Consider the following 24796-nt stretch of genomic DNA (forward strand, 5'->3'; position numbering starts at 1 on the left):
GCGCGTCTTCAGCGGCGCGCGTCCCACTCCTGGCGGCGCATGTCCCACTTCTGACGGCGCATGTCCCCAGAATGACCACTTCACGTCCCTCGCACCGACCATAAGTGGGACACACCTCCCTCTCCCCGCCACCGACGAGCCACCGCCGACAAAGCTGCACACCGGCCCCGCAGTGCGTCCCACTCCTCGCGGCACTCGTCCCACATATGACGGTGGATGTCCCGAAAATGGTCACCCCACACCCCTCCTACCGGCCATAAGTGGGACACACCTTGCCCGGCGGGGCGGAACGGAGACGGACCGAGGCGCCACCGAACGACGGAAGGCCCGCCCCGCGAGGGGACGGACCTTCCGGATGCCGCGACGACCGAGCCGCAGCGCGAACCCCGCCGCAGCGGGGGTCGAGCTCAGACCAGGTCGAACCGGTCGAGCTCGGTGACCTTGCGCCACGCGGCGACGAAGTCGCGCACGAACTTCTCCTTCGCGTCATCCGAGGCGTACACCTCGGCGAGCGCGCGCAGTTCGGAGTTCGACGAGAACACCAGGTCGACGCGGGTTCCGATGCCGACCTTCTCGCCCGAGCCGTCCTTCGTGCCCTCGAAGGCGTGCTTGCCGCTGTCGAGCGGCTTCCACGTCGTGCCGAGGTCGAGGAGGTTCGCGAACACGTCGTTCGTCAGCGCGCCGGGGGTGTCGGTGAACACGCCCCAGTCGCTGCCGTCCCAGTTCGCGCCGATCGCGCGGAGGCCCCCGACGAGCACCGTCATCTCGGGCGCGGTGAGCGTCAGCAGGTTGGCCTTGTCGAGCAGCAGGAACTCCGCGGGCAGCCGCGCCTCGCGCGAGGCGTAGTTGCGGAACCCGTCGGCGATCGGCTCGAGCCAGCGGAACGACTCGATCTCGGTCTGCTCCTGCGAGGCGTCGGTGCGACCGGGGGTGAAGGGCACCTCGATCTCGACGCCGCCGGCGAGGGCGGCCTGCTCGACACCGGCGTTGCCCGCGAGCACGAGCAGGTCGGCGATCGAGACCTTCTTCTCGCTCTGTGCGTCGAACTCGGCCTTGATCTTCTCGAGCACCTCGAGCACGGATGCCAGCTGCTCGGGGTTGTTGACCGTCCAGCTCTTCTGCGGCTCGAGCCGGATACGCGCGCCGTTCACGCCGCCGCGCTTGTCGCTCCCGCGGAACGTGGATGCCGCGGCCCACGTCGTGGTGACGAGCTGCTGCACCGTGAGGCCGCTGTCGAGGATCTGCTGCTTGAGCGCCGCGGCATCCGCGGAGTCGATGAGCGGGTGGTCGACGGCGGGCACCGGGTCCTGCCACACGAGCACCTCGGAGGGCACCTCGGAACCGAGGTAGCGCTCGCGCGGGCCCATGTCGCGGTGGGTCAGCTTGAACCACGCGCGGGCGAACGCGTCCTGGAACGCCGCCGGGTCTTCGGCGAAACGCCGCGAGATCTTCTCGTACGCCGGGTCGACGCGCAGCGCCAGGTCGCTCGTGAGCATGCGGGGCTCGCGGCGTCCGGCCGAGTGCGCCTCGGGGACCATGTCGGCTCCCCCGCCGTTGACGGGACGCCACTGGTGCGCTCCCGCGGGGCTCTGGAAGAGCTCCCACTCGTAGGCGAAGAGGATGTGGAAGAACTCGTTGTCCCACCGGGTCGGGTGGTAGGTCCAGGTGACCTCGAGACCGCTGGTGATGGTGTCGTCGCCCTTGCCGGTGCCGTGGCTGTTCTTCCAGCCCAGGCCCTGATCCTCGATGTCGGCGGCCTCGGGGTTGACGCCCACGTGCGAGTCGCTCGCCGCACCGTGCGTCTTGCCGAAGGTGTGTCCACCGGCGATGAGGGCGACGGTCTCCTCGTCGTTCATGGCCATGCGGCCGAACGTCTCGCGGATGTCGTGGGCCGACAGCTGCGGGTCGGGGTTGCCGTTGGGCCCCTCGGGGTTGACGTAGATCAGGCCCATCTGAACGGCGGCGAGCGGGCGCTCGAGCTCGCGGTTGCCGGTGTAGCGCTCGTCGCCGAGCCAGGTGGTCTCGGGACCCCAGTACACGTCGTCGTCGGGCTCCCACACGTCGGTTCGGCCGCCGGCGAAGCCGAAGGTGGGGAAGCCCATGTCCTCCAGCGCGACGTTGCCGGCGAGGATCATGAGGTCGGCCCACGAGATGGACTGGCCGTACTTCTTCTTGACGGGCCAGAGCAGGCGGCGCGCCTTGTCGAGGTTGACGTTGTCGGGCCAGCTGTTCAGCGGGGCGAAGCGCTGCATGCCCGCGCCCGAGCCGCCGCGACCGTCGGTCACGCGATAGGTGCCGGCGCTGTGCCAGGCCATGCGGATCATGAGGGGGCCGTAGTGACCGAAGTCGGCGGGCCACCAGTCCTGCGAGGTCGTCATGACGGCCTGCAGGTCCTTCTTCACGGCCTCGAGATCGAGCGCCTCGAACGCGGCCTTGTAGTCGAAGCCCTCGTCGAGCGGGTCGCGGAGGGCGTTGTTCTTCGCGAGGATTTTCACGTTCAGGGACTCGGGCCACCACACGCGGTTGGCGGATCCCTGGGTCGGGTGCGGCAGGGCGCCGGCGGGCTCGCTGTCGGCGGGGGCCTCGCCCACCGGCAGTCGGTTGTCGTCGGGGGCGGCGCCGTCGTGGAAGACGGGGCATCCGTTCAGAGTGTCGCTCATCGGGATCCTCTCGGTTTTTCGGCTTCGGACTCGGCCCGGCAGTCGGGGCACACGCCCCAGAACGTCACCTCGGCGGTCTCGATGACGAAACCGCTCCCCTCCGGCACGTGCAGGCACGGCGCCGCGCCGACGACGCAATCCACGTCGTCGATGCGTCCGCATCCGGTGCACACCACGTGGTGGTGGTTGTCTCCGACGCGCAGCTCGAACGTGCCGGAGTGCCCGGCCGGTTCGATGCGGCGCGCGAGACCCGCGTCGGCGAAGTCGCCGAGCGCGTTGTACACGGATTGCTTGCTCGTGCCGGCGAGGGTGCCGCTGACCCGTGCGAACACGTCGTCGGCGGTGGCGTGCGGCCGGGCGCGCAGGGCCTCGAGCACGGCGACGCGCGTCGTCGTGACCCGCAAGCCCGCACCACGGATGAGGGCATCCGCGGGGGCGTCCGGCTGACTGTCGAGCATGCGTCGAGCCTACCTAGTTTTGAATGAATCAAAAATGACACGCCGGTGAACGACGCGATCGGGGTGCGGGCGGCACGACGCGGGGCGTTTGCGCTGCGCCGCGCGCACGGCGCCGGAGCCGCCCGTCCCCGCGGAACGCCCCTGGAACCCCGAAGCTTCCACGGCGCCCCCGGGTCGGCATCCGGATGCCGTCAGCCGGCCGTCAGCGTGGGAGTGCCCGCCTCGTATTCGGTGAGGTCGCCCGTCTCCCCCGCTCGGACCGCGCGGCGTCCGACCCACAGCATGTAGAAGAGGAAGACGCCGAGGGCGGCCGCGCCGATCGCGATCTTGATGGGCCAGGGCCACTCGCGCGGGGTGACGAAGCCCTCGACGAGACCCGACAGCGCCAGCGCGAACACGAGTCCGACGGCGACGGTCGCGAGGGAGCGTCCCGCCGCCGCGAGCGCCGCCGCGCGGGTGCGACGCCCCGGGGCGACCCACGCCCAGAAGATCTGCAGCCCCGCCGCCCCCGCGACGAAGATCGCCGTGAGCTCCAGCAGGCCGTGCGGGAGGATGAACTGGAAGAACACGTCGGCCCGGTCGAAGGCGACCATGATCGCGGCCGAGGTCCCCACGCCGACCGCGTTCTGCATGATGACCATGAGCGGCCAGAACCCCGTCACCCCGAACAGCACGCACTGCGCCGCGATCCAGGCGTTGTTCGTCCACACGGTGCCGGCGAAGATCGCATTCGGGTTCTCGCGGTAGTAGTCGACGAACTGCTCGTCGGCGTAGCGCTGCAGATCGCTCTGCGCCCCGAGCGCGGCCACGGCCTGCGGGTCGCCCGAGATCCACAGCGCGACGAGGGTGGCCACGACCAGGAAGAACACCGTCACCGCCAGCGTCATCCACCGCACGCGGTACAACGCCGCGGGCAGCTGGAGGAGGAAGAAGCGCGGAAGCTGCTTCAGCACGTTCTCGCGCACGCCGGTGAGACGCAGACGCGTGCGCGCGAGCAGGATCGAGACGTAGTCGCCCTGCGGGGTGCGACCGGCCGAGGTCTTGATGTCGGCCAGATCCGCGGAAGCCGCCCGGTAGCGGGTGACGAGCTCGTCGACCTCCTCGCCGCTCAGGCGACGGCGTCTGCCGAGCTCGTCGAGCCGCTCCCACTCGCGGCGGCGCGCGGCCGTGAGCGCGTCGAGGTCCATGTGGTCAACTGTACGCATGGCATCGACCCCGGTCCCCTCCCCCGCGGTCTCGCTCGTGCACACCACCGCCGAGGAGACGCTCACCGGTGAGGCCGTCGCCCTCGACGTCCAGCCGATCGGGTTCTTCCTGCGCGCGGTGGGCGCGGTCATCGACGTCGTGATCGGCGCGGTGCTGCTCTTCGGCGGTGCCCTTCTGCTCGCCACCCTCACCGCGCAGGGCTCGCTGCCGGAATCCGCCCTCGGCATCGGCGTGATCACGCTGCTCGTGCTCGTGATGGTGGCGGTGCCCACCACGGTCGAGACGCTGTCGCGCGGGCGCAGTCTCGGTCGCCTCGCGGTGGGGGCGCGCATCGTCCGCACCGACGGCGGCGCCTCCGGCTTCCGTCAGGCGCTCATCCGCGCGCTGACGGGGGTGCTCGAGATCTGGTTCACCTTCGGCGCGATCGCCGCGGTCGTCGGGATGTTCACCCCGCGCTCTCAGCGCCTCGGCGACCTCCTCGCGGGCACCGCCAGCGAACGGACGCGCACCCCGCGCCTGCCCCTCGAGGCCCCCGGCATCCCGCTCGGTCTCGAGGCGTGGGCGCAGGTCGCCGACGTCTCTCGTCTGCCCGACCGCCTCGCCGCGCGACTGTCGCAGTTCGTGCGCGGGGCCGACACGCTCACCCCCGCCGCACGCGCGCGCGTGGCGGTCTCGCTCGCCGAGGCGGTTCGGCCCTTCGTCTCGCCGATCCCCGCGGTGGATGCCGAGAGCCTGGTCCGCGCGGTGTCGGCGGTGCGACGCGATCGCGAGTATCGCGCTCTCCTGCTCGAGAACGAGCGGGCCGCCGCCCTCACCGAGCGCGCCTGAGCTGCGGGTCGCGGGCGAGGGAGCGCCGCCTTCGGGGCGGATCACCGCATTCCGGGCGCCGATCCCCTGCCCCACGGAGCGGAACGCGCCTCGAACCGGGAAAGCCGGCGCCACGACGCGAAGGGCGGACCGGGCCAGACGCGCGGTACGGCCGGTCTCAGGCGCGCAGCGTCTCGTGGCGCACGACGACCCAGCCCTTGGGGACCGACAGGCGGTCGGCGTGGATCGCGCACAGGTCGTGCGCGTGCGGGTCACCCGCGGGTCCCAGGGGGCCGAGGGCCGCCATCTGGTCGCCGTAGTCGTAGGTGAGGGTGCTCATCGCCTCGCGGGCGCATCCCACCTTCGAGCAGAGTCTGTCGCGCATCGCGGTCAGCCTACCCAGCCCCTCCGACACCGCCACGACGCCGCGCCGGGATGAGGAGCACCCCGGATGCCGGGAACCGGCGCCGCAGAAGACGGCGGAGGCGGGGTGCGCACAGGCATACCCCGGCGATGCAGGGGCCCGGGGCCGATCGCCGTGCGGCGGAGGGCACCGACGCGGAGCGGACGTGCGGACGACTCCCCGCCGGCACCGACCGTTGTCCGACGCCCGGCGCGACCCGCCGACGAACGTAGGATGGGCGGATGATGCGTCGTCGATCCCGCGAAGCGCGTCCGGTCGTCCGCCCCTCCCGTCACGGTCGGCACGGCCGCGAGAACCGCAGCCCGGTCGTCCGTCCACCGCTGCCCCCGATCGACACCCGGGTCGAGCGGTTCGACGTCGCCGTCAGTACGGCGGCGGAGTTCCTGCGCTCCGCCTGGCCCGAGCTGCGCGAGGTCTCGTTCGAGATCGGCATCATGCCTCCGGCGGCCGGTGACGGCATCCCCCGCTGGACGGTACTGCGCGATGAGAAGCGCATCATCCTGTACCGCGTGCCGATCGAGCGCCTCGGTCACCCGCACCACGACGACGACCTGCACCGTCGCATGATGATCGAGGGCGCCGTCTTCCGCGCGGCCGCGGAGTTCCTCGATCGCGACCCATGGGACCTCGGGCCCGAGCGCTTCCGCTTCCTCTGACCGGTCCGGATGCCGTGACCCGGCGCCCGGGGCCTAGGGCAGGACGGTGACCGCCGAGGCCGCGGCGTCCGCCGGCCACAGCGGGTACGACGCGAGTGCGCCGGCCCCCGCGTACGACACCGCGGCGCGCACCGGCGCATCGGTGTCGAAGCGGTAGACCCCCGTGCCGACGGGGAGGGCGACGCTCTCGCCGGCCCCCACCGCGGTCGTCAGCGGGTCTCCCCCGTCGACCGGCGTGAGGGTGACCGTCGCGTCGCTCGCGTCGCCGGCGATCACCACGGCGGCACCGACGCCCGAGGCGACGGCGATCACTCCGGACGACGAGAACGCGGGGGCGGCGGCGTACCAGGCGAAGTCCGCGCCCTCGCCGAAGCCCGTGGTCGACCACGCGCCTGCGACGACGGGAGCGGCGGCCGTCACCTCGACGGTGTAGGCCCCGGCCGCGACGCCCGAGAGGTCGAGCGAGGTCGGGAGTCCTGCCGTGAGCGGCACCGAGCGGGCCTCCGGCACCGCGGTCGCGGCATCCAACGGGGTCATGGTCACCGTCGCCGTGGTGTCGGCGCCCGGTGCGAGAAGGCGCAGGACGGTCCCCGCCTGGCCCTCCCCCGTCGTCAGCACCTGCACCCCGGGGATCACCAGGCGCGTGTCGGCCTGGGCGAGAGGCGCGACCTGGTCGCTGCCGCCCGGCAGCAGCACGCGCGTGAGGCTCGCCTGCAACGAGGCGTGCACGGGGGCACCGGATGCCACGACCCGCACCACCGGGCTCTCCTCGCCCAGCAGCAGGCCGGCGAGGGGCACGACGCGGCGCTCACCGGGCGGGACGACGAGATTGCTGCCACCGGGAGGGGTCGAGACGCCCTGGGCACCGTAGACCGACAGCTGGACGGTCGCCGGGACGGTTCCCGGGTTGGCGAGGACGACGAGGTCATTCGACCCGGTGGTGGAGGCGCCGCCCACGAGCCACGACTCGGCGAGGGGCGCGCGGCAGGCGGAGGCGGCGAAGCCGGTGAGGTCCTCCGACACCGCGGTCGCCGAACCGGCAGCGGCCAGCGGGGTCTGCACACCGTCCTGCGGGGCGGCACGCAGGGCGTCGGCGGAACCGTCGTCGCCGCCCGTCGCCCCGGTGAGCGCCGACGTCTCCGCGGAAGCGGAGGAGGGACCGCTCACCACCTGCTGCGCGGCGGCGGCGCTCAGGCTGTTCGCCGCGTCGGCGCTGCGACCGAGCGCCAGCAGCGGGCCGTCGCACGCGAGGACGGTGTCGGAGGGCGCGGGGGTCGCCTGCACCCGGACCGGCTCGGCGGCGTACTCGGGCCAGGGCGCGGCGATACCCGCGACGGTGCCGACGACGGCCGCCGTGGCGACGGCTGCCCCCGCCACGACGCGGGCGCTCGTGGCGGCGAAGCGGACGAGACGACGATCGCTCATCGTGATCCTCCCGAGATCGGGCCGACCGTGCGCGGCGTCCGCCGGGCGACCCGGCGCGAGGCGGCGGTGGGCACGGCGAGCAGGAGCGCGACCAGCACCACGCCCAGCGAGGCGAGAGTGACCAGGCGCTGGAGACGCACCTGGTGATCGTCGATGGGCGCACGGGCGACGATGGTGGTGTTCACGCGCCAGAGGTCGCCGCGGGAGGTGGCCCCCACCGGGTCGAGCAGGTCGCGCTGGTCGAGCGACGTGGCCGCACCGAGACGCGCCCCGCGGATCACGTCGTCCTCGCCCGCGGGCGCTGACGCCAGCAGCACGAAGCCGATGCCACGATCAGCCAGACGCGTGACGACGTCGTCGGCGGACGGAGTGACGAGATCGGCGGCGAGCGCCGCGAGCTCCTCGTCCGCGGGCGACGCGGCGGTGCGCGTGGCCTGCACGGTGCTCTGACCGGACAGGGTGGCGCTGCCGCCCCAGACGACGTCGACGCGCATGCCGTCGGCGCGGGGGTCGAGCACGATGGTGCCGATGTCGGTGGAGCCGCGCCCCTCGGCGGCGACGAAGGCCGGCAGGGTCGACACCGGACCGTTGGTCAGCACCGAGCGACCGCTCTCGACGGAGGCGGTCTGCGCGGTCAGCGCCGGGGCCACGGCGACGAGCAGCGCCGCCAGAGCGGCCAGCGCGCCGATCGGTCGCAGCACGCGCACGCGCTCCACGAGGCCGGCGTCGAGCGCGACGACGGCGGCGCCGACCAGGCCGACCCACGCGAGGCTCAGGCCCGATCCGGCCCACACGGGCACGGCGATCGCGTCGCGGAACGACACGGCGACGCCCACCGCGGCGAAGGCCGTGGCGAGCCCCGTGACCGCGATCACCAGCAGAGCGGATGCCGTCACCCAGCGGGGCGTCAGCACCGCGAGCAGCGCGAGCACGGCGAGAGGCGCGACCAGCAGCCCCACCCACCACACGGGCCCGTCGAACACGGCAGCCCAGCCGCCGGGATCCGACGTCGGGAAGCCCGCCGCCAGGAGCGCCCGACCCAGGGGGTCGGCCGTGGCCTCCGCCCCGGCGTAGGGAACGCCCGGATCCGCCAGCAGCGCCCACGGCGTCCCGCGACGCACCTGCGTCCACACCAGGGGCGCGAAGATGACCGCCGACGGCACGATCAGCCACACCACGCGCGCCACTCCGCGGCCCGCGACGAGCGCCACCACGATGAGCGCCGCCGACCACAGCACGACCACCGCGGGCGCAAGCGACGGGGCGCACGCGAGCACGGCGACCAGGAGGAGGGATGCCGCTCCGGCCGGCGCCCACGACCGATGGGCCACGCTCGCCGCGAAGAACAGCCACGGCAGCAGCAGGTGCAGCAGCACGGCAGCGGGGCGGCCCTCCACGAGGGCGGCGAGGAAGGTGGGGGCGAGGGCCCACGCGAAGGCGGCGGTGATGCGCAGCAGCGACGACTCGGTCACCCGCGTGGCGGCGAACCAGCCGCCCAGCACCGCCAGCGGGAGCGCGAGCACCCACAGCACGACGAAGGCTCGCGAGGGGTCCCCCGGCGAGAGCGTGCCGAGGAGCGCGACGAGCGCCGAGAACGGGTCTGCCGGTCCCACGGCATCCAGACCGAGGGGGCGAGCGCCCCAGGCGGCGTCCTGCCAGAGCTGAGCGATGTCGGCACGGAGCGGCAGCAGCGCTCCCCCGCCGAGGACGGGCCAGGCCAGCAGGGGGGCGAAGAGCGCCGCCGACACGGCGAGCGCGCCGAGGACGGCCCACGCGCCCCCGCCGACGAAGAAGCGCAGCTCCGAACGAACGGGGGCGTCGGGGTCGGCGCCGTCGGCGTCGAGACGCAGGCGCATCTGCGCCCGCGAGATGCGCAGCGGCGCGATGCGCGACCACCCCACGCGGCGTACCGTCCGGATGCGGCGACGGGCGCGCGCGACGGCGGCGGGTCGGAAGAGGACGAGCAGCGTCGCCCCCCACTCCGGCAGCACCCGGTAGGGCATCTTCGTCACGAGGTGCATGACCGTGCGCCACAGGGCGAGCGGCAGGAACGAGAGCCAATGCAGCAGCACGGCCGCGGACGGCGCGTACGCCAACCGCCGGTGCAACTGCGCGGTGCGCGTGGCGAACGCGCGACGACGCGCCCGACGGCGACCGCGGGCCATCGCGGCCACGCCGTCGCCCGCCACCGCGACGCGCGCCGCCGGCACGAGCGAGACGAGATCGCCCGCGAGGCGCGCGCGCACGCCGAGATCGAGCCCCTCGTCGGCCCCACCGAGGGCGGGGTCCAGACCGCCGAGCGCGGTCCACGCCTCGCGACGCACGAGCATGCCGCGCACGTCGGCACCGAGCACGTCGGCATCCGCGTCGTGCTGACCCTGGTCGAGCTCGCCCTTGGCGAGTTCGACCGTGCCGCCGTAGCGGTTCATGCTCACGCCCAGCGACACGATCTCGTCGCGGTCGTCCCACGACACGAGCTTGGGCGCCGCGATCACGAGCGACGACGACAGCTCGAGGGCACCCGCGAGACGGACGAGGGCGTCGGGATCGGGCGCGGTGTCCTGTGCGAGCAGCCACACGGCGTCACCGGTCAGGCGCGGCGTGGCCAGGGCCGTCGCGACGGCGAACGGGGTGCCGGCCGGAGCCGTGATGACGCCTTCAGCGCCGGAGGAGGCCGCGACCTGCGTCAAGGCCGGGTCGGCGCCGCACAAGACGATGGTCAGGGCGTCGACCGGACGGGTCTGGGCCGCGAGGGCTGCGAGCGTGCGCTGCAGATGGTTCGCGGCGGGGGTGCGTCCTTCGGGACGCACGACGAGGATGGCGTGTACACGGGCGGGCATGACCGGATCAGCCTAAGTCGGCTCCTCCGCGATCACGGACGCCGCGCCGTCGGGACGCCGATCGCTCACCCCTGGGTCACCCGGAGGGCGGCGGATCAGGCGCGACGCTTGAGCTTGCGGCGCTCGCGCTCGCTGAGACCGCCCCAGATGCCGAAGCGCTCGTCGTTCTGCAGGGCGTACTCGAGGCACTCGCTCTTGACATCGCACGAGGTGCAGATGCGCTTCGCGTCGCGGGTCGATCCGCCCTTTTCCGGGAAGAAGGCCTCGGGATCGGTCTGCGAGCACAGCGCGTCGGTCTGCCAGGCGAGGGTGTTCTCCTCGGTCGCGTCGATGTCTCGGCGAACGCCGGGCACTCCCAGATCGACCGGGTCTACGAACCAGTTGTCCGGGACACCGGACCGGTACTGCGACGTCGCCATATCGTCCTCCGCCTCGTTCAAGCCCCCATGACGCGGTTCCGCGTAGACATAATTACACCCGTGTGATTCGGTTTGGTCAAGTCGCGGATCGTAAACCCTCAAGGCCGAGGTGAAGCTTCACACCCCCTCACGGCGTGTCGCGATCAGGCCCCCGGCATCGCGACGAAGACCTCGCCGCCACCGTCGCCCGACAACGGGGACTCGTCGGGGGTCACGAGCGCGGCCTGCCCGGGCTTCAGGCTCACCTGCGCGCCCGAGGCTCCGGTGATCGTCACCTCCCCGGCGACGCCGAGCGCGATCGCGACGCCGCGCAGGTCGAGCGACCCCGACGCCTCGGCGGCCAGGTGCCCGAGGGCGAAGTCGGCGATCCCGGGTGCGAACACCTCGGCACCGTCGCCCGCCGGGGTCGGCCGCAGGAACGGCGGCTCGGCGGGCCGGAAGTCCACCAGCGCCAGCAGCTCGTCCACGTCGATGTGCTTGGGGGTCAGCCCCCCGCGCAGCACGTTGTCGCTCGCGGCCATGATCTCCACGCCGAGACCGGCGACGTAGGCGTGCAGCACGCCGGCGGGCACGAAAATCGCCTCACCGCGCCGCAGCTCGACGAGGTTCATCAGCAGCGCCACCACGATGCCGGGGTCGGCCGGGTAGGCGGTGTGCAGCGAGCGGGTCAGGGCCAGCTCGGCGGCGAACTCCCCCGGATCGGCGGATGCCGCGGCATCCACGATCTGCTCGATCGCGGTTGCGTCGGCCTCGCCGAGGAGCCAGCCGATGCTCGCGCGCAGGGCGTCTGCGGCGTCGGGCGCGGACAGGTGGGTGCGCAGCGTCTGCACGCCCGGGGCCGCACCGAGCGTCGCGACGAGCGCGCGCGTGCGCTCGATGTCGCGGAGTCCCGCGAGAGCGGTGAAGGTCTCGCTCAGCGCCACGATCACCTCGGGCTTGTGGTTGTCGTCCTTGTAGTTGCGCTCGCCCGCATCGCGCGGGACCCCCGCGGCCTCCTCGCGCGCGAAGCCCTCGACGGCCTGCTCCTTCGAGGGGTGCACCTGGATCGACAGCGGAGCGCCGGCGGCCAGGAGCTTCAGCAGGTAAGGCAGCGCGGCGGGCACGCCGTGCTCGCCGGCGGCGGCCGGGAGCCACGCGTCGAGGGTGCGCTCGGAACCGTCGTGCACCCGCGCGGGCGAGCCCGGGTGGTCGCCGAACCACACCTCGGCCTCGGGAGCACCGGAGGGCTCACGACCCTCGAGGTCGGCGATGAGCGTGGGGCTGCCCCAGGCGTAGTCGCGGGGCGTGTTCGAGATCGGGATCAGCACGGCGTCAGCCTAGTGGTCCGACCGGACGGTCCCGGATGCCGCCCGGTACCCTGAGATCACCATGGCGATGCACACGAACCACCCGGTGTCGGCGCTGCCGACCGCGCCTGCGCGCGAGACGACCGGGCACCTGCTGCTGCGCGCCTGGTGCGTGTTCGTCCTCGTGCTGGCGCTGGGCGGTGTGGGACTCGTCAACGCCGTCGGGCCCGTGCCGACGGCCGTCGTCGTCGTCGCCTCCGCCGTGGTCTCCGCGATCCTCTGGCTCGTGACCCGACCCCCGCTGGCCGTGCGCCGCCTGCCGTGGCTGGCGTTCGGCTACGTCGCGTGGGCCACCGCGTCGCTCGCGTGGAGCGCCTGGCCGGCGGCATCCGTGCTCACCTGGCTCCTGCTGGTGATCACGACCTTCCAGGGCCTGTTCGTGGGAGCCGTGCTCACCTGGCGCGACGTCGTTCGCGCCGTCGCGTCGGCCGCCAAATGGATCGTGGGGCTGTCGTTGCTCTTCGAGCTCGTGGTGTCGGTGTTCGTGCGGGGGCCGGTGCTCCCGGGCTTCGTGATCCCCGACGAGCGCCTCGATCCGATCGTCTACTGGTCGCGCGACAACCTCTTCGACGGCGGCCGCATCCAGGGCGTGTTCGGCAACGCCAACCTCCTCGCCGCCGTCATGCTCGTCGCGATCATCGTGTTCGCGATCCGGCTGGCCGTGGGCGCCCCCCGACGGGTGCTGCTCGGGGTGTGGATCGCGATCGCCGCTTTCCTGTTCGTGCGCGCGGGGTCGGCCACCGCCTTCCTGGCCGCCGCGTTCGTCGCGCTCGTGCTCGGCACCGTGCTCGTGATGCGCACGGCGCGGCGCCCCGGCGAGCGCACCCGCTGGTACCTCCTCTACGCGGCGATCGGTCTCGGTGCGGCCGCTGCGCTGTGGTTCGGTCGCGACGCCCTGTTCGGCCTGCTCGGGCGCGGTGCCGATCTGACCGGACGCGAGGGCATCTGGGCCGACGTGATCGCCCGCGCCGACCAGCATCCCGTGATCGGCTGGGGCTTCTCGACCCCCTGGATCGCCTCGGAACCGCTGATCGACGGCTGGATCGTCGACCACGGCCAGACGGTCGTGCAGGCGCACAGCATGTGGCTCGACGTCTACCTCCAGCTCGGCGGTGTCGGCGTCGTGCTCCTCGCGCTCGTGTACCTCGCCTACGTCTGGCGCTCGTGGTTCTTCGCCGTCGACCGGCCGCGGTGGGACCTCCGCGACGACCGCCCGCACTCCCCGCTCACACTCCTGCCCACGCTGATCGGCGCCCTCCTCGTCGTGCAGGGACTCACCGAGTCGGGACCGCTGCTGCTGTGGGGCTGGATGTTCGTGGTGCTGTTCGGCGCGAAGATCAAGCAGACGCCGCTGGTCGGAGTGGGGCCCAGCGAGCAGAGCATCTCGATCGAACGCGGCGAACTGCAAAGACCGACCCCGTGACCGCGGAGCCCGACGCGCTCCGCCCTCGCCTGCGCTCGTTGCTCTCCTCGGCGGCGCTCGCCCGCGCGTTCACCTTGACGGTCTTCGCCACGGTGTTCGGCGGCTTCGCCCTGACCGCCGTCGCTGGTGCGGTCACGCTGGCGACGGTCCTCGCGGGGCTGTGCATCCTGGGCGCGGCGATCCTGTTCGCGCGGCGCGACGAGATCGAGCTGGTGCGCCTCGCCCCCACGACCCTCGTGCTGCTGGTGGCGTGGGCCGCCGCGAGCGTTTTCTGGAGCGCCGCGCCGACCGCCGCCCTCGCCGGATGGATGCAGCTGGCGGGGATCGCCCTCCTGGCCGTCGTGATCGGCCACGTGCGCGACGCCCTGCAGACCGTGCGCGCCCTCGGCGATGTCCTGCGCTGGCTGCTCGGCATCTCGCTCGGGCTCGAGGTGCTCAGCGGCATCCTCCTCGATCTGCCCATCCCGTTCCTCGGCATCCAGGGGGCGATCGCCGACCTCGGCCCCATCCAGGGCCTGTTCGGCACGCGCAACGCGCTGGGCTTCGTCACCGTCATCGCGCTGATCACCTTCCTCGTGGAGTTCCGCACCCAGTCGGTCGGCGTGGGCGTCGCGATCGGATCCGTCGTGCTCGGCGGCGTACTGGCCGCGCTGAGCGGGTCGCCGACGGTGATCGTGGTCGCGCTGGTCACGGCCGTCGCCACCCTCGCCCTGTGGGGCGTGCGGCGGGTGCCGACCGATCGACGACGCGGGGTGCAGGTCGGCCTCGGCATCGGGGTGGCGGTCGTGGTGGCCGTCGCGTACGCCGCACGGGCGTCGCTGGTCACGGCCTTCGGGGCCCAGGACGACCTCGAGACGCGCACGCGCGTGTGGACGCGCGTCCTCGACATCGCCGACATCCGCCCCGTCCAGGGCTTCGGGTGGTTCGGGGCGTGGGACCCCGACGCCGTCCCTTTCGCCCTCGTCACCCTCGCCGACGGCGCGCGGCACGCCTCGGCCCTCAACGCCTACCTCGACGTGCTGCTGCAGCTCGGCTGGGTGGGCCTGCTGCTGTTCCTGGCGCTCGGCGGCCTCGGCCTCGCACGCGGATGGCTCGTCGCGGGCGAGCGGCGCGCCGTCGTCCACGCCTGGGCGCCGCTCATCCTGGTCGCTCTGCTCACCGTGTCGCTGTTCGAGAGCTTCACGCTCACGGGTCCGGGGTGGCTCCTGCTCGCCCTGTGCGCCGTGCGGGCGGGGCAGTCCCGGTCGTGGCGCGAGCGCCTCGAGCAGCGGATGACGGATGCCGCACGCCCCGCGACCGACGGCCGCCCCGGCCCCGACGGGGGGCGCGGGCACGCTCCCGACGCTCAGGGCGGCGCCGGTGACGCCGGGTAGACTGCGGGCGGCCCCGCCGAGGCCCCCTCGCCTGAGACGAAAGACCTCTTCGTGACGTACACCCTGCAGAACGCCGTGCTCCCGCTCGACCGCGATCCCGACCTTCTCCCCCTGTACGTCGACCCCGAGACATGGTCGACGATCGACGAGGAGCCGGTGCGCGTCACCAACGTCGCACAGCTGAGCAACATCCTCGACCGCACGCGCGCCCGCATCGTCGCGGGTCGGCGCGTGTCGTTCGGCACCTACTTCAACGCGTTCCCGGCGTCGTACTGGCAGCACTGGACCGCCGTGCGGCAGGTGCGCCTCACGGTGCGCACCACGGGAGACGCCACGATCCTCGTCTACCGCTCGAACGGCGGCGGGACCAAGCAGCGCCTGGACACCCGTGAAGTGCGCGGCGACGCCAACGAGTCCTCCTTCGACCTCGTGCTCGACCAGTACAGCGACGGCGGGTGGATCTGGTTCGACGTCGCCGCCGACCGCGCCGACGCGATGTTCGAGGGCGCCGAGTGGACCACCGAGCAGGAACCGGTCCGCGCGGGCAAGGCGAGCATCGGCATCACCACCTACAACAAGCCCGACTACTGCGTCGAGACGCTCACGGCTCTCGCCGACTCCCCCGACGCTCTCGACGTGATCGACCGGGTCTTCCTCATCGACCAGGGAACCGATCTCGTCGCCGACCAGGACGCGTTCCCCGCGGTCGCCGGACGCCTGGGTGAGACCCTCGAGGTGGTGCGCCAGCCCAACCTCGGCGGCTCGGGCGGCTTCGCCCGCGCGATGGTCGAGACCCTCGCCCGCGAGGGGAGCGACTTCGTGCAGCTCCTCGACGACGACGTGCGCATCGAGCCCGAGTCCATCCGACGCTCCGTCGTCTTCGGCCGCTACGCCTCCGTACCCACCATCGTGGGCGCGCACATGTTCGACCTGCTCGACCGACCCAAGCTGCACGCGTGGGCCGAGGTCGTCGACGACGCCCCGTTCATGTGGCGAGCGCTGTTCCAGGAGCGCCTCCCCCACGACTTCAGCGTCGCGAACCTGCGCCAGTCCCCCCTGATGCACATGCGCCTCGACGCCGACTACAACGGCTGGTGGATGTGCCTCATCCCCACCAGCATCCTGCGGGAGATCGGGCTGTCCCTGCCCGCGTTCATCAAGTGGGACGACGCCGAATTCTGCGTGCGGGCGCGGGATGCCGGTTACCCCACCGTCTCGGTCCCCGGCGTGGCGCTCTGGCACGTGTCGTGGCTCGGCAAAGACGACTCGATCGACTGGCAGGCCTACTTCCACGCCCGCAACCGCATCGTGTCGGCACTGCTGCACTCGCGTTCCCCGCAGGGCGGCACGCTCATCCGTCACAGTCGACGCGTCGACCTCAAGCACCTGATGATGATGCAGTACTACCCGGTGGAGCTGCGCCACCGTGCGCTGCGCGACATCCTCTCCGGCCCCGAGCACATGCGGGCGAACCTCGCCACCGCGATGCCCGCCGCCCGTGCCGTCGCGAAGAAGCATCCCGAGACGGTCATCCACAAGGATTCCGGCGTCCCGCTGCGCTCCCGCCGCGGTCGGCAGGTGTTCAAGCGTCTGAAGAACCACCAGTTCGACAGCCCGACCGGCATCGCCCTGCGCACCTTCACACTGCGCACGCTCCTCTCGCACTGGTTCCACACTCCGCGCCCCGAGAACGTCGAACAGCCCGAGGTCGAGTTCGGCAAGGGCGACGCCAACTGGTGGCGCGTTCCGCTGTACGACAGCGCCCTCGTGAGCGCCGCCGACGGGTCGGGGAAGAACATCTACACGCGCGACCGCGCGCTGTTCCGCCGCATGCTCGTCGACAGCTGGCGGCTGCACCGCCGCCTGCAGCGGGAGTGGCCCTCCCTCTCGCGCCGTTACCGTCGCGCCCTGCCCGACCTCGTCTCCGAATCGCAGTGGCGCGCCACCTTCGAGGAGCGTTCCTGACCGTGGCATCCTTCGATCCGACGTCGGCGACCATCGTCGTCGTCACCTACAACCGAACGCCCCTGCTCACCCGGTTGCTCGAGAGCATCGAGCAGATGGATCCGGCGCCCGGGCACCTCGTGGTGGTCGACAACGCCTCGACCGACGACACCACCGCGGTCGTGGAATCCTTCCGCGACCGTCTGCCCACGACGCTGGTCTACCGCCGTCTCGAGACCAACACCGGAGGATCCGGCGGGTTCAGCGAGGGCATGCGCGTGGCGTACGACCTCGGATCCGAGTGGATCTGGCTGATGGACGACGATGTCGAGGTCGTCTCCGACGGACTGGCGCGCATGGGTCACTGGGCGCCGCGCTTCCGCAGCATCCAGGGTCGTCGGTACGACTCCGACGGCAGCGAGTTCTACTGGCAGTACCGCGTGGCGGAGTCGATGGCGATCCCCATCCCCTTCGCCCCGGCCGGCTTCGACTCCTCGGGCTACAAGCCGATGAACTCGGGATGCTTCGAGGGCATGTTCATCCACCGCGACATCGTCGCGAAGATCGGCCTGCCCGACCCCCGCTTCTTCATCTACTGGGACGACCAGCTCTACGGATGGCTCGCCTCCCGGCAGACGCCCTCGGTCATCGTGAACGAGTTCGTGCTGCGCCGCACGCGCGAGATCAAGCAGTGGGACATGGGCATCCGCCACATGAACGCCTCCAGCGACGCCTATCGGTACTTCATCATGCGCAACCGCGCGTACCTCGCGAAGTACTACCGCGCACTGGGCGTCTATCGCCCGCTGCCCTTCCTCACCGGCACCGCGCTGACCTTCGTCAAGGAGCTCATCCGGCTCGTCGTCGTCGAACGCAAGGTCCGCGGCACGAGCCACCTCTTCCGGGGGCTCCGCGACGGACGGGCGATCGCCCGCGACTCCTCGTGGAAGCCGATGCCGCCCTTGGAGCAGGCGCAGCCCGCGTCCTGAGCGCGCGCGCTCAGCGAGTGGCGTAGTCGGTGTTGTAGCGGTCGAGCACCTCGGCGATCGGGGCGTCCAGCTGCAGGGCGCCGCGGTCGAGGTAGAGGCCGCGCGTGCAGAAGCGGCGCAGGTCCTTCTCGTTGTGACTGACGAAGAAGAGGGTGCGTCCCGCGGCGAGCATCTCGTCGATGCGCCGGTAGCACTTCTCGCGGAACGCACGGTCGCCCACGGCGAGCACCTCGTCGACGAGAAGGATCGGCTCGTCCAGCTGCGAGACGACCGAGAACGCCAAGCGCACCTTCATCCCGTTGGAGAGGTGCTTGTAGGGCGTGTCGACGAAGTCGCCGATCTCGGCGAACGCGATCATGTCGTCGAAGCGACGCGCGACCTCCGCACGCGGCATCCCGTGCAGTCCCGCCGTGAGGCGCACGTTCTCGCGCACCGTCAGGTCGCCGACGAAACCGCCCGTGATCTCGATGAGCGGTGCCACACCGCCGTCGACCTCGACGCCGCCCTCGTCCGGCAGCAGCACGCCCGCGACGAGCTTGAGCAGGGTCGACTTGCCCTGCCCGTTGCGCCCGACCACGCCGATGGACTCGCCCGGCTGCACGCGGAACGATACGTCGCGCAGGGCCCAGAACTCGTCGGGACGCGAGCGGCGCGCGGAGCCGGCGAACAGATCCTTGAGGCTGCGGCTGCCGCGGCGGTTGCGGCGGAAGCGGACGCCGAGGCCCTCGACCTCGATGGCGGGTCGCGTCATCACAGCTCCTTCAGCACGGGACGCTCGAGACGCGGGAACACCACCAGGCCGATGACCAGGATGCCGACGCTCACCGCCGCGCCCACGACGACGGTCAGGGTGTCCCACTGGTCGGGGAAGAAGCCCACGCGGTAGAGGGTGAAGATGCCGGCGAGCGGGTTGAACGCGGCGATGTCGGCGAAGACCCCGGGGAGATTGCCGACGCCGTAGATGATGGGCGAGGCGTAGAACAGCGCGCGCAACACGAGGCGCGTGGTGCGCTCGAGGTCGCCGAACATCACGCACAGGGGTGCGACGATCAATCCGAGTCCCACCAGCAGGATCGATTGCAGCAGCACGGCGAGGGGGAACGCCAGCAACGCCCACGACACCTGCGCTCCGCCGAAGACGGCGAACAGGGCGAGCACCGGCAGGGAGAAGAGGAACTCGATGCCCTTGCTCAGCACGATGCGGTTCACCCAGATCCACCGCGGGATCGCGGTCGAGCGCACCAGGCGGGCGTCCTTCTTGAACGCTTTGGTGAAGTCGGTGACCGCGGAGTTGAACCACACCCACGGCAGCAGCGCCGTGATGAGGAAGACGATGTAGGGGTCCTCTCCGACCGACCGGTGGAAGACCTGCGTGAACACGAACCAGTAGATGCCGGTCATCACCAGCGGGTCCAGCACCGACCACAGGTAGCCCAAGGCGCTCGTCGAATAGCGCACGCGGAGGTCGCGCGCCGACAGCAGCCACAGGGAGTGGAGCGAGCGCCGCACCGATCCGGGGGCGCCGACGGCGGCGGAAGTCACCACGAAATCCTATGCGGGTGCGTCATCCGAGGCTGGACGGAAGCTGCTCGGCCAGCGAGGGACCGAGGGTGCGGGCGTACAGACGCGTGAGGTGGTTGTCGTCGCGGTACACGGAGACGTTGCCGATCACGCCGACGCACAGGTCGTCGGGGCAGATCCAGGGAGTGAGGTCGAGCAGGTCGACACCCGGGCGGTCGAGCACACGGGCGGGGTTCTCGTCGGCGAGGGACGCCGCACGGGGTGCGGCGCAGTCGAGCGGATCCTCCGCGTCGATGACGCAGCCGTACATGTCGAACGCGAACCGCGGGTTGTCGCGCACCGCCAGCACCGGGATGCCGGCATCGCCCATGCGATCGAGGAACAGCTCAATGCCGGGGCGCACGACTTCGTCGTCCTCCCCCGCGTCGGAACGCGTGACGACCGTCATGACGGCGTCGGGCGCGACCCGCTCGACGAGATCGATCGCCTCCTCGCGCCACGCGTCGCAGCGCTCGTCCATTCCGGGTTCTGCCAGTCCCATCGAGCAGCCGCCCTTGATGAGACTGACGACTCCCCACCCGTTCTCGTCCGCGAGCGGCAGCAGCGCTCCGGTGATCTGCTGCGCGTGCGAGTCGCCGATGACCGCGATCGTGAAACCGGCTCGTGCGGTGCGAGCGGTCTCGAAGCACGTGCCGAGGAGGATGTCCGTGTCGACGCTCCATCGACCGGCGCACGGGTTCTCCAACTGGACCCACTCGTCGTCGAGCAGGGTCGGGAGGGGCAGCAGCTCGGCATCCGTCGGGATCTCCGCCAGCGACGGATCGCGCAGCACCGCGGCACCGGGGTTGTCGCGTACGGCCTGCGCCTCGATCGCCCGCTCCTGCGCCCACGTCGACACCTGCCAGGCGCCGAGGGGAAGGGCGACGACGCTCGCCGCGACGGCGACCACCGCCACCGGCACCCACGGCGAGCTGTCCGACCGACGCCACGCGCGCACCGGTCGATCCACCGCCCACGTCAATGCGCGCGCGAGCAGCAGCGACAGCGCGATGATCGCGGCACCTCCCACGAGACCGACCTCGACGCGCTCGTTGACGACGAGGAAAGTGACGAGGATCGGCCAGTGCACGAGGTAGAGCGCGTACGCGTCGCGCCCCACCGCCTGCAGCGGCCGGGAGGACAGCAACCGCGCGGGCCCCCTGCCCCGGTCATCGCCCGACCCCGACACGACGATCGCGGCCGCGCACAGGACCGGCCACAGCGCGAGGAACCCCGGGAAGCCGCCGCGCACGTCGAGCACCGCGCCGAGGACGAGCAGGCCCGCCAGCCCGACCCATCCCAGGATCGCCCGGGCGACGGCGCCGACACGCACGTGCGGGAGAGCGACGACCAGGAGGGAGCCGGCTGCGAACTCCCACAGCCGCGCCCCCGTGTCGAAGTACGCCATCTCCTGCGCCGTCGCGGTGCGCACCACCGAGTACACGAACGACAGCGCGAAGACGGCGCCGAACACGGCACCCACGACCCGGTCGGGAGAGAGGCCGCGTCGGCGGACGACGAGCTGGCAGAGTCCGAGCAGCACGACCCACAGGACGAACGCCTGCCCCTGCACCGACATCGACCAGAAGTGCTGCAGGGGGCTCGGGATCTCGGTGCGGGCGTAGTAGTCCACGGCATCCGCCGCGAGCACCCAGTTCTGCACGTAGGCGAGCGACGCCCAGGTCTGATCCCAGACCGCGCGCCAGGCGGTAGGAGGGTAGGTGAACCAGACGAGCGCGAGGACGCCCGCGAGAATCACCGCCGCGGCCGGCAGCAGGCGGCGGAAGATACCGAGCAGGTGAGGGAGTGGCCGGACGGGGTCGGGCCCGGCCATCCGCCGGACGAACCCCCGGGTGAGGAAGAACGCCGACAGCATCAGGAAGACGTCGACCCCGCCCGAGACGCGTCCGAACCACACGTGGTACGTGACGACGAGGAGGATGGCGACGGCACGGAGGCCGTCGACGTCGGGCCGATACGCCCACCGCCCCTCGTCCGCCCCCCCGCCGATCGACGGGAGGGTCTGCGGACGCAGCGTCAGACGCACGAATCCGTCACGCGAGCTGGTTGTTCCACATCGACAGCGCCGATCCGATGGCCATGTGCATGTCGAGGTACTGGTAGGTGCCCAGGCGTCCGCCGAAGTACACCTCGCTCTCGCCCTTGGCAAGCTCGCGGTACGCGAGCAGACCGGAGCGGTCGTCGGCGGTGTTGACCGGGTAGTAGGGCTCGTCCGCGCGCGTGGCGAAGCGCGAGTACTCCCGCACGACCACCGTCTTGTCGGTCGGGTAGCGGTCCGCGCGCTCGGGGTGGAAGTGCTTGAACTCGTGGATGCGCGTGTAGGGCACGTCGGCATCGGCGTAGTTCATGACGCTGGTGCCCTGGAAGTCGCCGATCGGCAGCACCTCCTGCTCGAAGTCGAGCGTGCGCCACGACAGCTCGCCCTCGGCGTAGTCGAAGTACCGGTCGACCGGACCGGTGTAGACGACCGGCACCTGACCGACGGTGGCCTTCTTGTTCAGCGGCTGCGCCTCGTCGAAGTAATCGGTCGACAGCTTCACCTCGATGTTCGGGTGATCGGCCATCCGCTCCAGCCACGCGGTGTATCCGTCGACCGGGAGACCCTCCCAGGTGTCGTTGAAGTACCGGTTGTCGTACGTGTACCGCACGGGCAGCCGCGAGATGACCTCCGCGGGGAGGTCCTTCGGGTCGGTCTGCCACTGCTTCGCGGTGTAATCGCGGATGAACGCCTCGTACAGCGGGCGTCCGATCAGGGCGATGCCCTTCTCCTCCAGGTTCGCGGCATCCTTCGCGTCGAACTCGCCGGCGAGCTCGTGCACGAGCGCCTTCGCCTGGTCGGGCGTGTAGGCGGCCTGGAAGAACTGGTTGATGGTGCCGAGGTTGATCGGCAGCGGGAAAACCACGCCCTTGTGCGTCGTGTAGACGCGGTGGACGTACGAAGTGAAGTCGGTGAATCGGTTGACGTACTCCCACACCGTCGGGTTGGAGGTGTGGAACAGGTGCGCGCCGTACTGGTGCACCTCGATGCCCGTCTCGGGCTCGTTCGCGGAGTAGGCGTTTCCGCCGATGTGATGACGACGATCGATGACCGTCACCTTGCGGCCCGCAGCGGCTGCGCGCTCGGCGATCGTGAGACCGAAGAAGCCGGAGCCGACGATGAGGAGATCCATGAAGTGGTGCGTCTTTCGTGTCGCGGACACGCGGAGAGCGATCCCGCGCCCCTCCAGTCTAAAGGGGCACCTCGCCGCGCCCCTCAGGGGCGGGTCAGCGACCGTCCGTTAGCATGGCTGACTGTCGTCCAGCGAGAAATGGGAGTGCATGAGCGATTCCTGGTGGGTGATCGTGATGCCTCTGATCATCTCGATCCTCGCTCTCGTCGTCCCCGGAATCGTGGTCCTCGCCGCCGGGTGGGGCGTGCGGCGTCTGCGCATCCTGGCCCTGGCGCCGGTCGTCTCGATCGCGATCCTCGCCGTCGCCGCAATCGCCGCCCCGCTCGTGCGCCTGTCGTGGTCGGTCGTGCCGATCGCGATCGTCACGATCGTCGCCGCGGCTGCGGCGTACGCCCTGCGTCGCTGGGTCGGAACCGAATCCGGCGACCGCACTCCGGGGCGCACCCTCCTGTGGGGCGGCCTGTCCCTCGTGGTCGCGGGCGTGGTCATCGCCCTCCAGCTCGCCTGGGTCTTCGGCGGTCCCGCGCACATCTCGCAGACCTTCGACGCGATCGTCCATCTGAACACGGTCGCCTTCGCCGTCGACACGGGCGATGCGTCGGCCTTCCACATCGGGCTCACCTCCGACATCGGCTTCTACCCCAACGGCTGGCACACCGTCGCCGCGCTCGCCGCCCAGGCGACGGGCGCCGCCGTCCCGGTCGCCGTCAACGCCGCCAACATCGCGCTCGCAGCCGTCGCCTGGCCGCTGTCGGTCGTCGCCCTGAGCACCGCCCTGCTGTCGGAGCGCACCGCCGTGGTCGTCAGCGCCGCAGCACTGTCGACGGGGTTCGGCGCCTTCCCCCTGCTGCTGATGTTCTTCGGCGTGCTCTACCCGAACGCCATGGGCTACGCGGTCCTCCCGGGCGGCGTCGCCGTCGTCGTCCACCTGCTGCGGGCGACCGGACTCGCCGCGCGGGTGCGCGCGGCCGTGCTGCTCCTGGTGGCGGCCGCGGGCGTGGGCCTCGCCCACCCGAACGCCTTCCTGTCGATGGCGGCCCTGGGCGCCGGTGTCGCCGTCGTCGAGCTGGTCGGCCGTGCGGTGCGGCATCCGTCCCGCCGTCGGTGGCTCTCGACCACGGCGATCCTGCTGGCGCTGTTCGTCGTGCTCGGCGTGCTGTGGCGTGTCATGCGCACCAACGCCGAGATGTCGATCTGGGCGCCGTGGCAGACCACGGCACGCGCGGTCGGCGAGGCCCTCCTGCTCTCCCCCGGCGGCTACACGATCACCCTGACGGTGTCGGTGATGATCGCTGTGGGCGTCTTCGCCATCGTGCGCCGACCGCGCCTCCTCGTCGTCGCCGCGCCCATGGCGGTCGCGACGGTGCTCTTCGTGGTGGCCTCGGGCACCGCCGGGGGCAACGCGCTGCGGGAGTTCCTGACGAACCCCTGGTACAACGACTCCTATCGCCTCGCCGCTCTCCTGCCGGCCGCCGGGATCCCGGTCGCCGTCCTCGGCGCGGTCACCATCGCCGACGCCGCCTGGCGCGTCCTCTCCCGCGCCCGCGCCGGACGCGTGCTGCGCGTCGCGGTCGCCGCGGTCGGCGTCCTGGCGGTGTTCTCGGTCGGGGTCAGCCCGAACATCCTCCGCACCGCCGCCGACGCGCGCGGCGCCTACGCTCTCGACGCCACCTCGCCGCTGCTCACGAGCGATGAGGAGGCGCTGCTGGAGCGCCTGCCCGAGACCACGCCCGCTGACGCGGTCATCGCCGGCAGCCCCTGGACGGGAGCCTCCCTGGCGTATGCGATCGGCGACCGCGAGGTGCTGCGCAAGCACGTGTTCGGTGCGATCGGAACCGACGAGGAGTACCTCGACAACCGCTTGAGCGCGATCGACTCGGATCCGCGCGTGTGCGAGGTCGTCGACCGCCTCGGCGTCGACTACGTGCTCGACTTCGGCGCGCAGAACGTCTGGAACAACCCCGCCGTCGGACTCGAGCGCCAGGGGCTCTACAACCTCTCCCCCTCCGAGCACCTCGTCCTCGTCGACTCCGAGGGACCGTCGGCGCGCCTGTTCAAGATCGAGGGGTGCTGAC

At 71.7% G+C, this 24796-nt stretch carries 19 protein-coding genes; 7 read left to right on the top strand and 12 right to left on the bottom strand.

The window, feature by feature from the left end; translation table 11 throughout:
• Positions 1-407: 407 nt before the first annotated feature.
• The 3 genes from katG to ACFZA2_RS02680 all read right to left on the bottom strand — a co-directional run bounded on the left by katG (position 408) and on the right by ACFZA2_RS02680 (position 4305).
• Complete coding sequence (gene katG, locus ACFZA2_RS02670; RefSeq protein WP_391400233.1) at positions 408-2660, bottom strand: catalase/peroxidase HPI; 2253 nt, start codon at positions 2658-2660, stop codon at positions 408-410.
• A complete protein-coding gene (locus ACFZA2_RS02675; RefSeq protein ID WP_315993314.1) occupies positions 2657-3118 on the bottom strand; it encodes a Fur family transcriptional regulator in 462 nt (153 codons plus the stop codon). Before ACFZA2_RS02675 ends, katG begins: the two co-directional genes overlap by 4 nt.
• Before the next feature lie 191 nt (positions 3119-3309).
• Positions 3310-4305 carry a stage II sporulation protein M gene (locus ACFZA2_RS02680; protein WP_391400237.1) on the bottom strand — a complete coding sequence of 332 codons (996 nt, stop codon included), beginning with the start codon at positions 4303-4305 and terminating at the stop codon, positions 3310-3312.
• 16 nt (positions 4306-4321) lie between these two features.
• Here ACFZA2_RS02680 and ACFZA2_RS02685 point away from each other — a divergent pair, with 16 nt between their 5' ends.
• Positions 4322-5152 (top strand): RDD family protein, encoded by an 831-nt coding sequence (locus ACFZA2_RS02685; RefSeq protein ID WP_391400240.1) that lies wholly within the window; start codon positions 4322-4324, stop codon positions 5150-5152.
• Positions 5153-5309: 157 nt separating this feature from the next.
• On the opposite strand, the gene ACFZA2_RS02690 is transcribed toward ACFZA2_RS02685, so the two are convergent.
• Positions 5310-5516, bottom strand: a complete 207-nt coding sequence (locus tag ACFZA2_RS02690) for a DUF3499 family protein (RefSeq protein ID WP_136587001.1) — start codon at positions 5514-5516, stop codon at positions 5310-5312.
• Positions 5517-5779: 263 nt separating this feature from the next.
• On the opposite strand from ACFZA2_RS02690, the gene ACFZA2_RS02695 reads away from it, so the two are divergent.
• Positions 5780-6211, top strand: coding sequence for a hypothetical protein (locus ACFZA2_RS02695; RefSeq protein WP_391401501.1), 432 nt, complete (start codon positions 5780-5782; stop codon positions 6209-6211).
• Between the two features lie 33 nt (positions 6212-6244).
• On the opposite strand, the gene ACFZA2_RS02700 is transcribed toward ACFZA2_RS02695, so the two are convergent.
• The 4 genes from ACFZA2_RS02700 to manA all read right to left on the bottom strand — a co-directional run bounded on the left by ACFZA2_RS02700 (position 6245) and on the right by manA (position 12202).
• A complete protein-coding gene (locus ACFZA2_RS02700) occupies positions 6245-7636 on the bottom strand; it encodes a DUF5719 family protein (protein ID WP_391400243.1) in 1392 nt (463 codons plus the stop codon).
• Entirely contained in the window at positions 7633-10476 is a 2844-nt protein-coding gene (locus ACFZA2_RS02705) for a glycosyltransferase (RefSeq protein ID WP_391400246.1), read from the bottom strand. Before ACFZA2_RS02705 ends, ACFZA2_RS02700 begins: the two co-directional genes overlap by 4 nt.
• Before the next feature lie 95 nt (positions 10477-10571).
• Complete coding sequence (locus ACFZA2_RS02710; RefSeq protein ID WP_058232110.1) at positions 10572-10895, bottom strand: WhiB family transcriptional regulator; 324 nt, start codon at positions 10893-10895, stop codon at positions 10572-10574.
• Positions 10896-11038: 143 nt separating this feature from the next.
• Positions 11039-12202 carry a mannose-6-phosphate isomerase, class I gene (manA, locus tag ACFZA2_RS02715; RefSeq protein ID WP_391400249.1) on the bottom strand — a complete coding sequence of 388 codons (1164 nt, stop codon included), beginning with the start codon at positions 12200-12202 and terminating at the stop codon, positions 11039-11041.
• A gap of 61 nt (positions 12203-12263) precedes the next feature.
• On the opposite strand from manA, the gene ACFZA2_RS02720 reads away from it, so the two are divergent.
• Genes ACFZA2_RS02720 through ACFZA2_RS02735 form a run of 4 tightly spaced genes read left to right on the top strand, consistent with a single transcriptional unit; the run spans position 12264 to position 17970 of the window.
• Positions 12264-13664, top strand: coding sequence for an O-antigen ligase family protein (locus tag ACFZA2_RS02720; RefSeq protein WP_391400253.1), 1401 nt, complete (start codon positions 12264-12266; stop codon positions 13662-13664).
• A complete protein-coding gene (locus ACFZA2_RS02725) occupies positions 13661-15037 on the top strand; it encodes an O-antigen ligase family protein (protein ID WP_391400255.1) in 1377 nt (458 codons plus the stop codon). The genes ACFZA2_RS02720 and ACFZA2_RS02725 overlap by 4 nt, the downstream gene beginning before the upstream one ends.
• 51 nt (positions 15038-15088) lie before the next feature.
• Complete coding sequence (locus ACFZA2_RS02730; protein ID WP_391400258.1) at positions 15089-17002, top strand: glycosyltransferase; 1914 nt, start codon at positions 15089-15091, stop codon at positions 17000-17002.
• Positions 17003-17004: 2 nt separating this feature from the next.
• Positions 17005-17970: a glycosyltransferase gene (locus ACFZA2_RS02735; protein ID WP_391400261.1), complete on the top strand. Its 966-nt coding sequence runs from the start codon at positions 17005-17007 to the stop codon at positions 17968-17970.
• A gap of 10 nt (positions 17971-17980) precedes the next feature.
• Here the strand turns inward: ACFZA2_RS02735 and ACFZA2_RS02740 are convergent, their stop codons facing one another.
• Genes ACFZA2_RS02740 through glf form a run of 4 tightly spaced genes read right to left on the bottom strand, consistent with a single transcriptional unit; the run spans position 17981 to position 22721 of the window.
• Entirely contained in the window at positions 17981-18721 is a 741-nt protein-coding gene (locus ACFZA2_RS02740) for an ABC transporter ATP-binding protein (protein ID WP_391400263.1), read from the bottom strand.
• Positions 18721-19512, bottom strand: a complete 792-nt coding sequence (locus ACFZA2_RS02745) for an ABC transporter permease (RefSeq protein WP_391400266.1) — start codon at positions 19510-19512, stop codon at positions 18721-18723. Before ACFZA2_RS02745 ends, ACFZA2_RS02740 begins: the two co-directional genes overlap by 1 nt.
• Positions 19513-19534: 22 nt before the next feature.
• Complete coding sequence (locus ACFZA2_RS02750) at positions 19535-21577, bottom strand: acyltransferase family protein (protein WP_391400270.1); 2043 nt, start codon at positions 21575-21577, stop codon at positions 19535-19537.
• Between the two features lie 7 nt (positions 21578-21584).
• On the bottom strand, positions 21585-22721 hold the full coding sequence (gene glf / locus ACFZA2_RS02755) for a UDP-galactopyranose mutase (protein ID WP_315993328.1): 1137 nt from the start codon (positions 22719-22721) through the stop codon (positions 21585-21587).
• Positions 22722-22869: 148 nt separating this feature from the next.
• On the opposite strand from glf, the gene ACFZA2_RS02760 reads away from it, so the two are divergent.
• Positions 22870-24795 (top strand): DUF6541 family protein, encoded by a 1926-nt coding sequence (locus ACFZA2_RS02760; RefSeq protein WP_391400275.1) that lies wholly within the window; start codon positions 22870-22872, stop codon positions 24793-24795.
• Position 24796: the final 1 nt, after the last annotated feature.

This window comes from Microbacterium sp. NPDC007973 (assembly GCF_042958465.1).
Lineage (GTDB): Bacteria > Actinomycetota > Actinomycetes > Actinomycetales > Microbacteriaceae > Microbacterium > Microbacterium galbum.

Bases quoted from the DNA above. Each gene is read 5' to 3' on its own strand.
- katG (WP_391400233.1), bottom strand. From the start codon at position 2,660: ATGAGCGACACTCTGAACGGATGCCCCGTCTTCCACGACGGCGCCGCC.
- ACFZA2_RS02675 (WP_315993314.1), bottom strand. From the start codon at position 3,118: ATGCTCGACAGTCAGCCGGACGCCCCCGCGGATGCCCTCATCCGTGGT.
- ACFZA2_RS02680 (WP_391400237.1), bottom strand. From the start codon at position 4,305: ATGGACCTCGACGCGCTCACGGCCGCGCGCCGCCGCGAGTGGGAGCGG.
- ACFZA2_RS02685 (WP_391400240.1), top strand. From the start codon at position 4,322: ATGGCATCGACCCCGGTCCCCTCCCCCGCGGTCTCGCTCGTGCACACC.
- ACFZA2_RS02690 (WP_136587001.1), bottom strand. From the start codon at position 5,516: ATGCGCGACAGACTCTGCTCGAAGGTGGGATGCGCCCGCGAGGCGATG.
- ACFZA2_RS02695 (WP_391401501.1), top strand. From the start codon at position 5,780: ATGCGTCGTCGATCCCGCGAAGCGCGTCCGGTCGTCCGCCCCTCCCGT.
- ACFZA2_RS02700 (WP_391400243.1), bottom strand. From the start codon at position 7,636: ATGAGCGATCGTCGTCTCGTCCGCTTCGCCGCCACGAGCGCCCGCGTC.
- ACFZA2_RS02705 (WP_391400246.1), bottom strand. From the start codon at position 10,476: ATGCCCGCCCGTGTACACGCCATCCTCGTCGTGCGTCCCGAAGGACGC.
- ACFZA2_RS02710 (WP_058232110.1), bottom strand. From the start codon at position 10,895: ATGGCGACGTCGCAGTACCGGTCCGGTGTCCCGGACAACTGGTTCGTA.
- ACFZA2_RS02720 (WP_391400253.1), top strand. From the start codon at position 12,264: ATGGCGATGCACACGAACCACCCGGTGTCGGCGCTGCCGACCGCGCCT.
- ACFZA2_RS02740 (WP_391400263.1), bottom strand. From the start codon at position 18,721: ATGACGCGACCCGCCATCGAGGTCGAGGGCCTCGGCGTCCGCTTCCGC.
- glf (WP_315993328.1), bottom strand. From the start codon at position 22,721: ATGGATCTCCTCATCGTCGGCTCCGGCTTCTTCGGTCTCACGATCGCC.
- ACFZA2_RS02760 (WP_391400275.1), top strand. From the start codon at position 22,870: ATGAGCGATTCCTGGTGGGTGATCGTGATGCCTCTGATCATCTCGATC.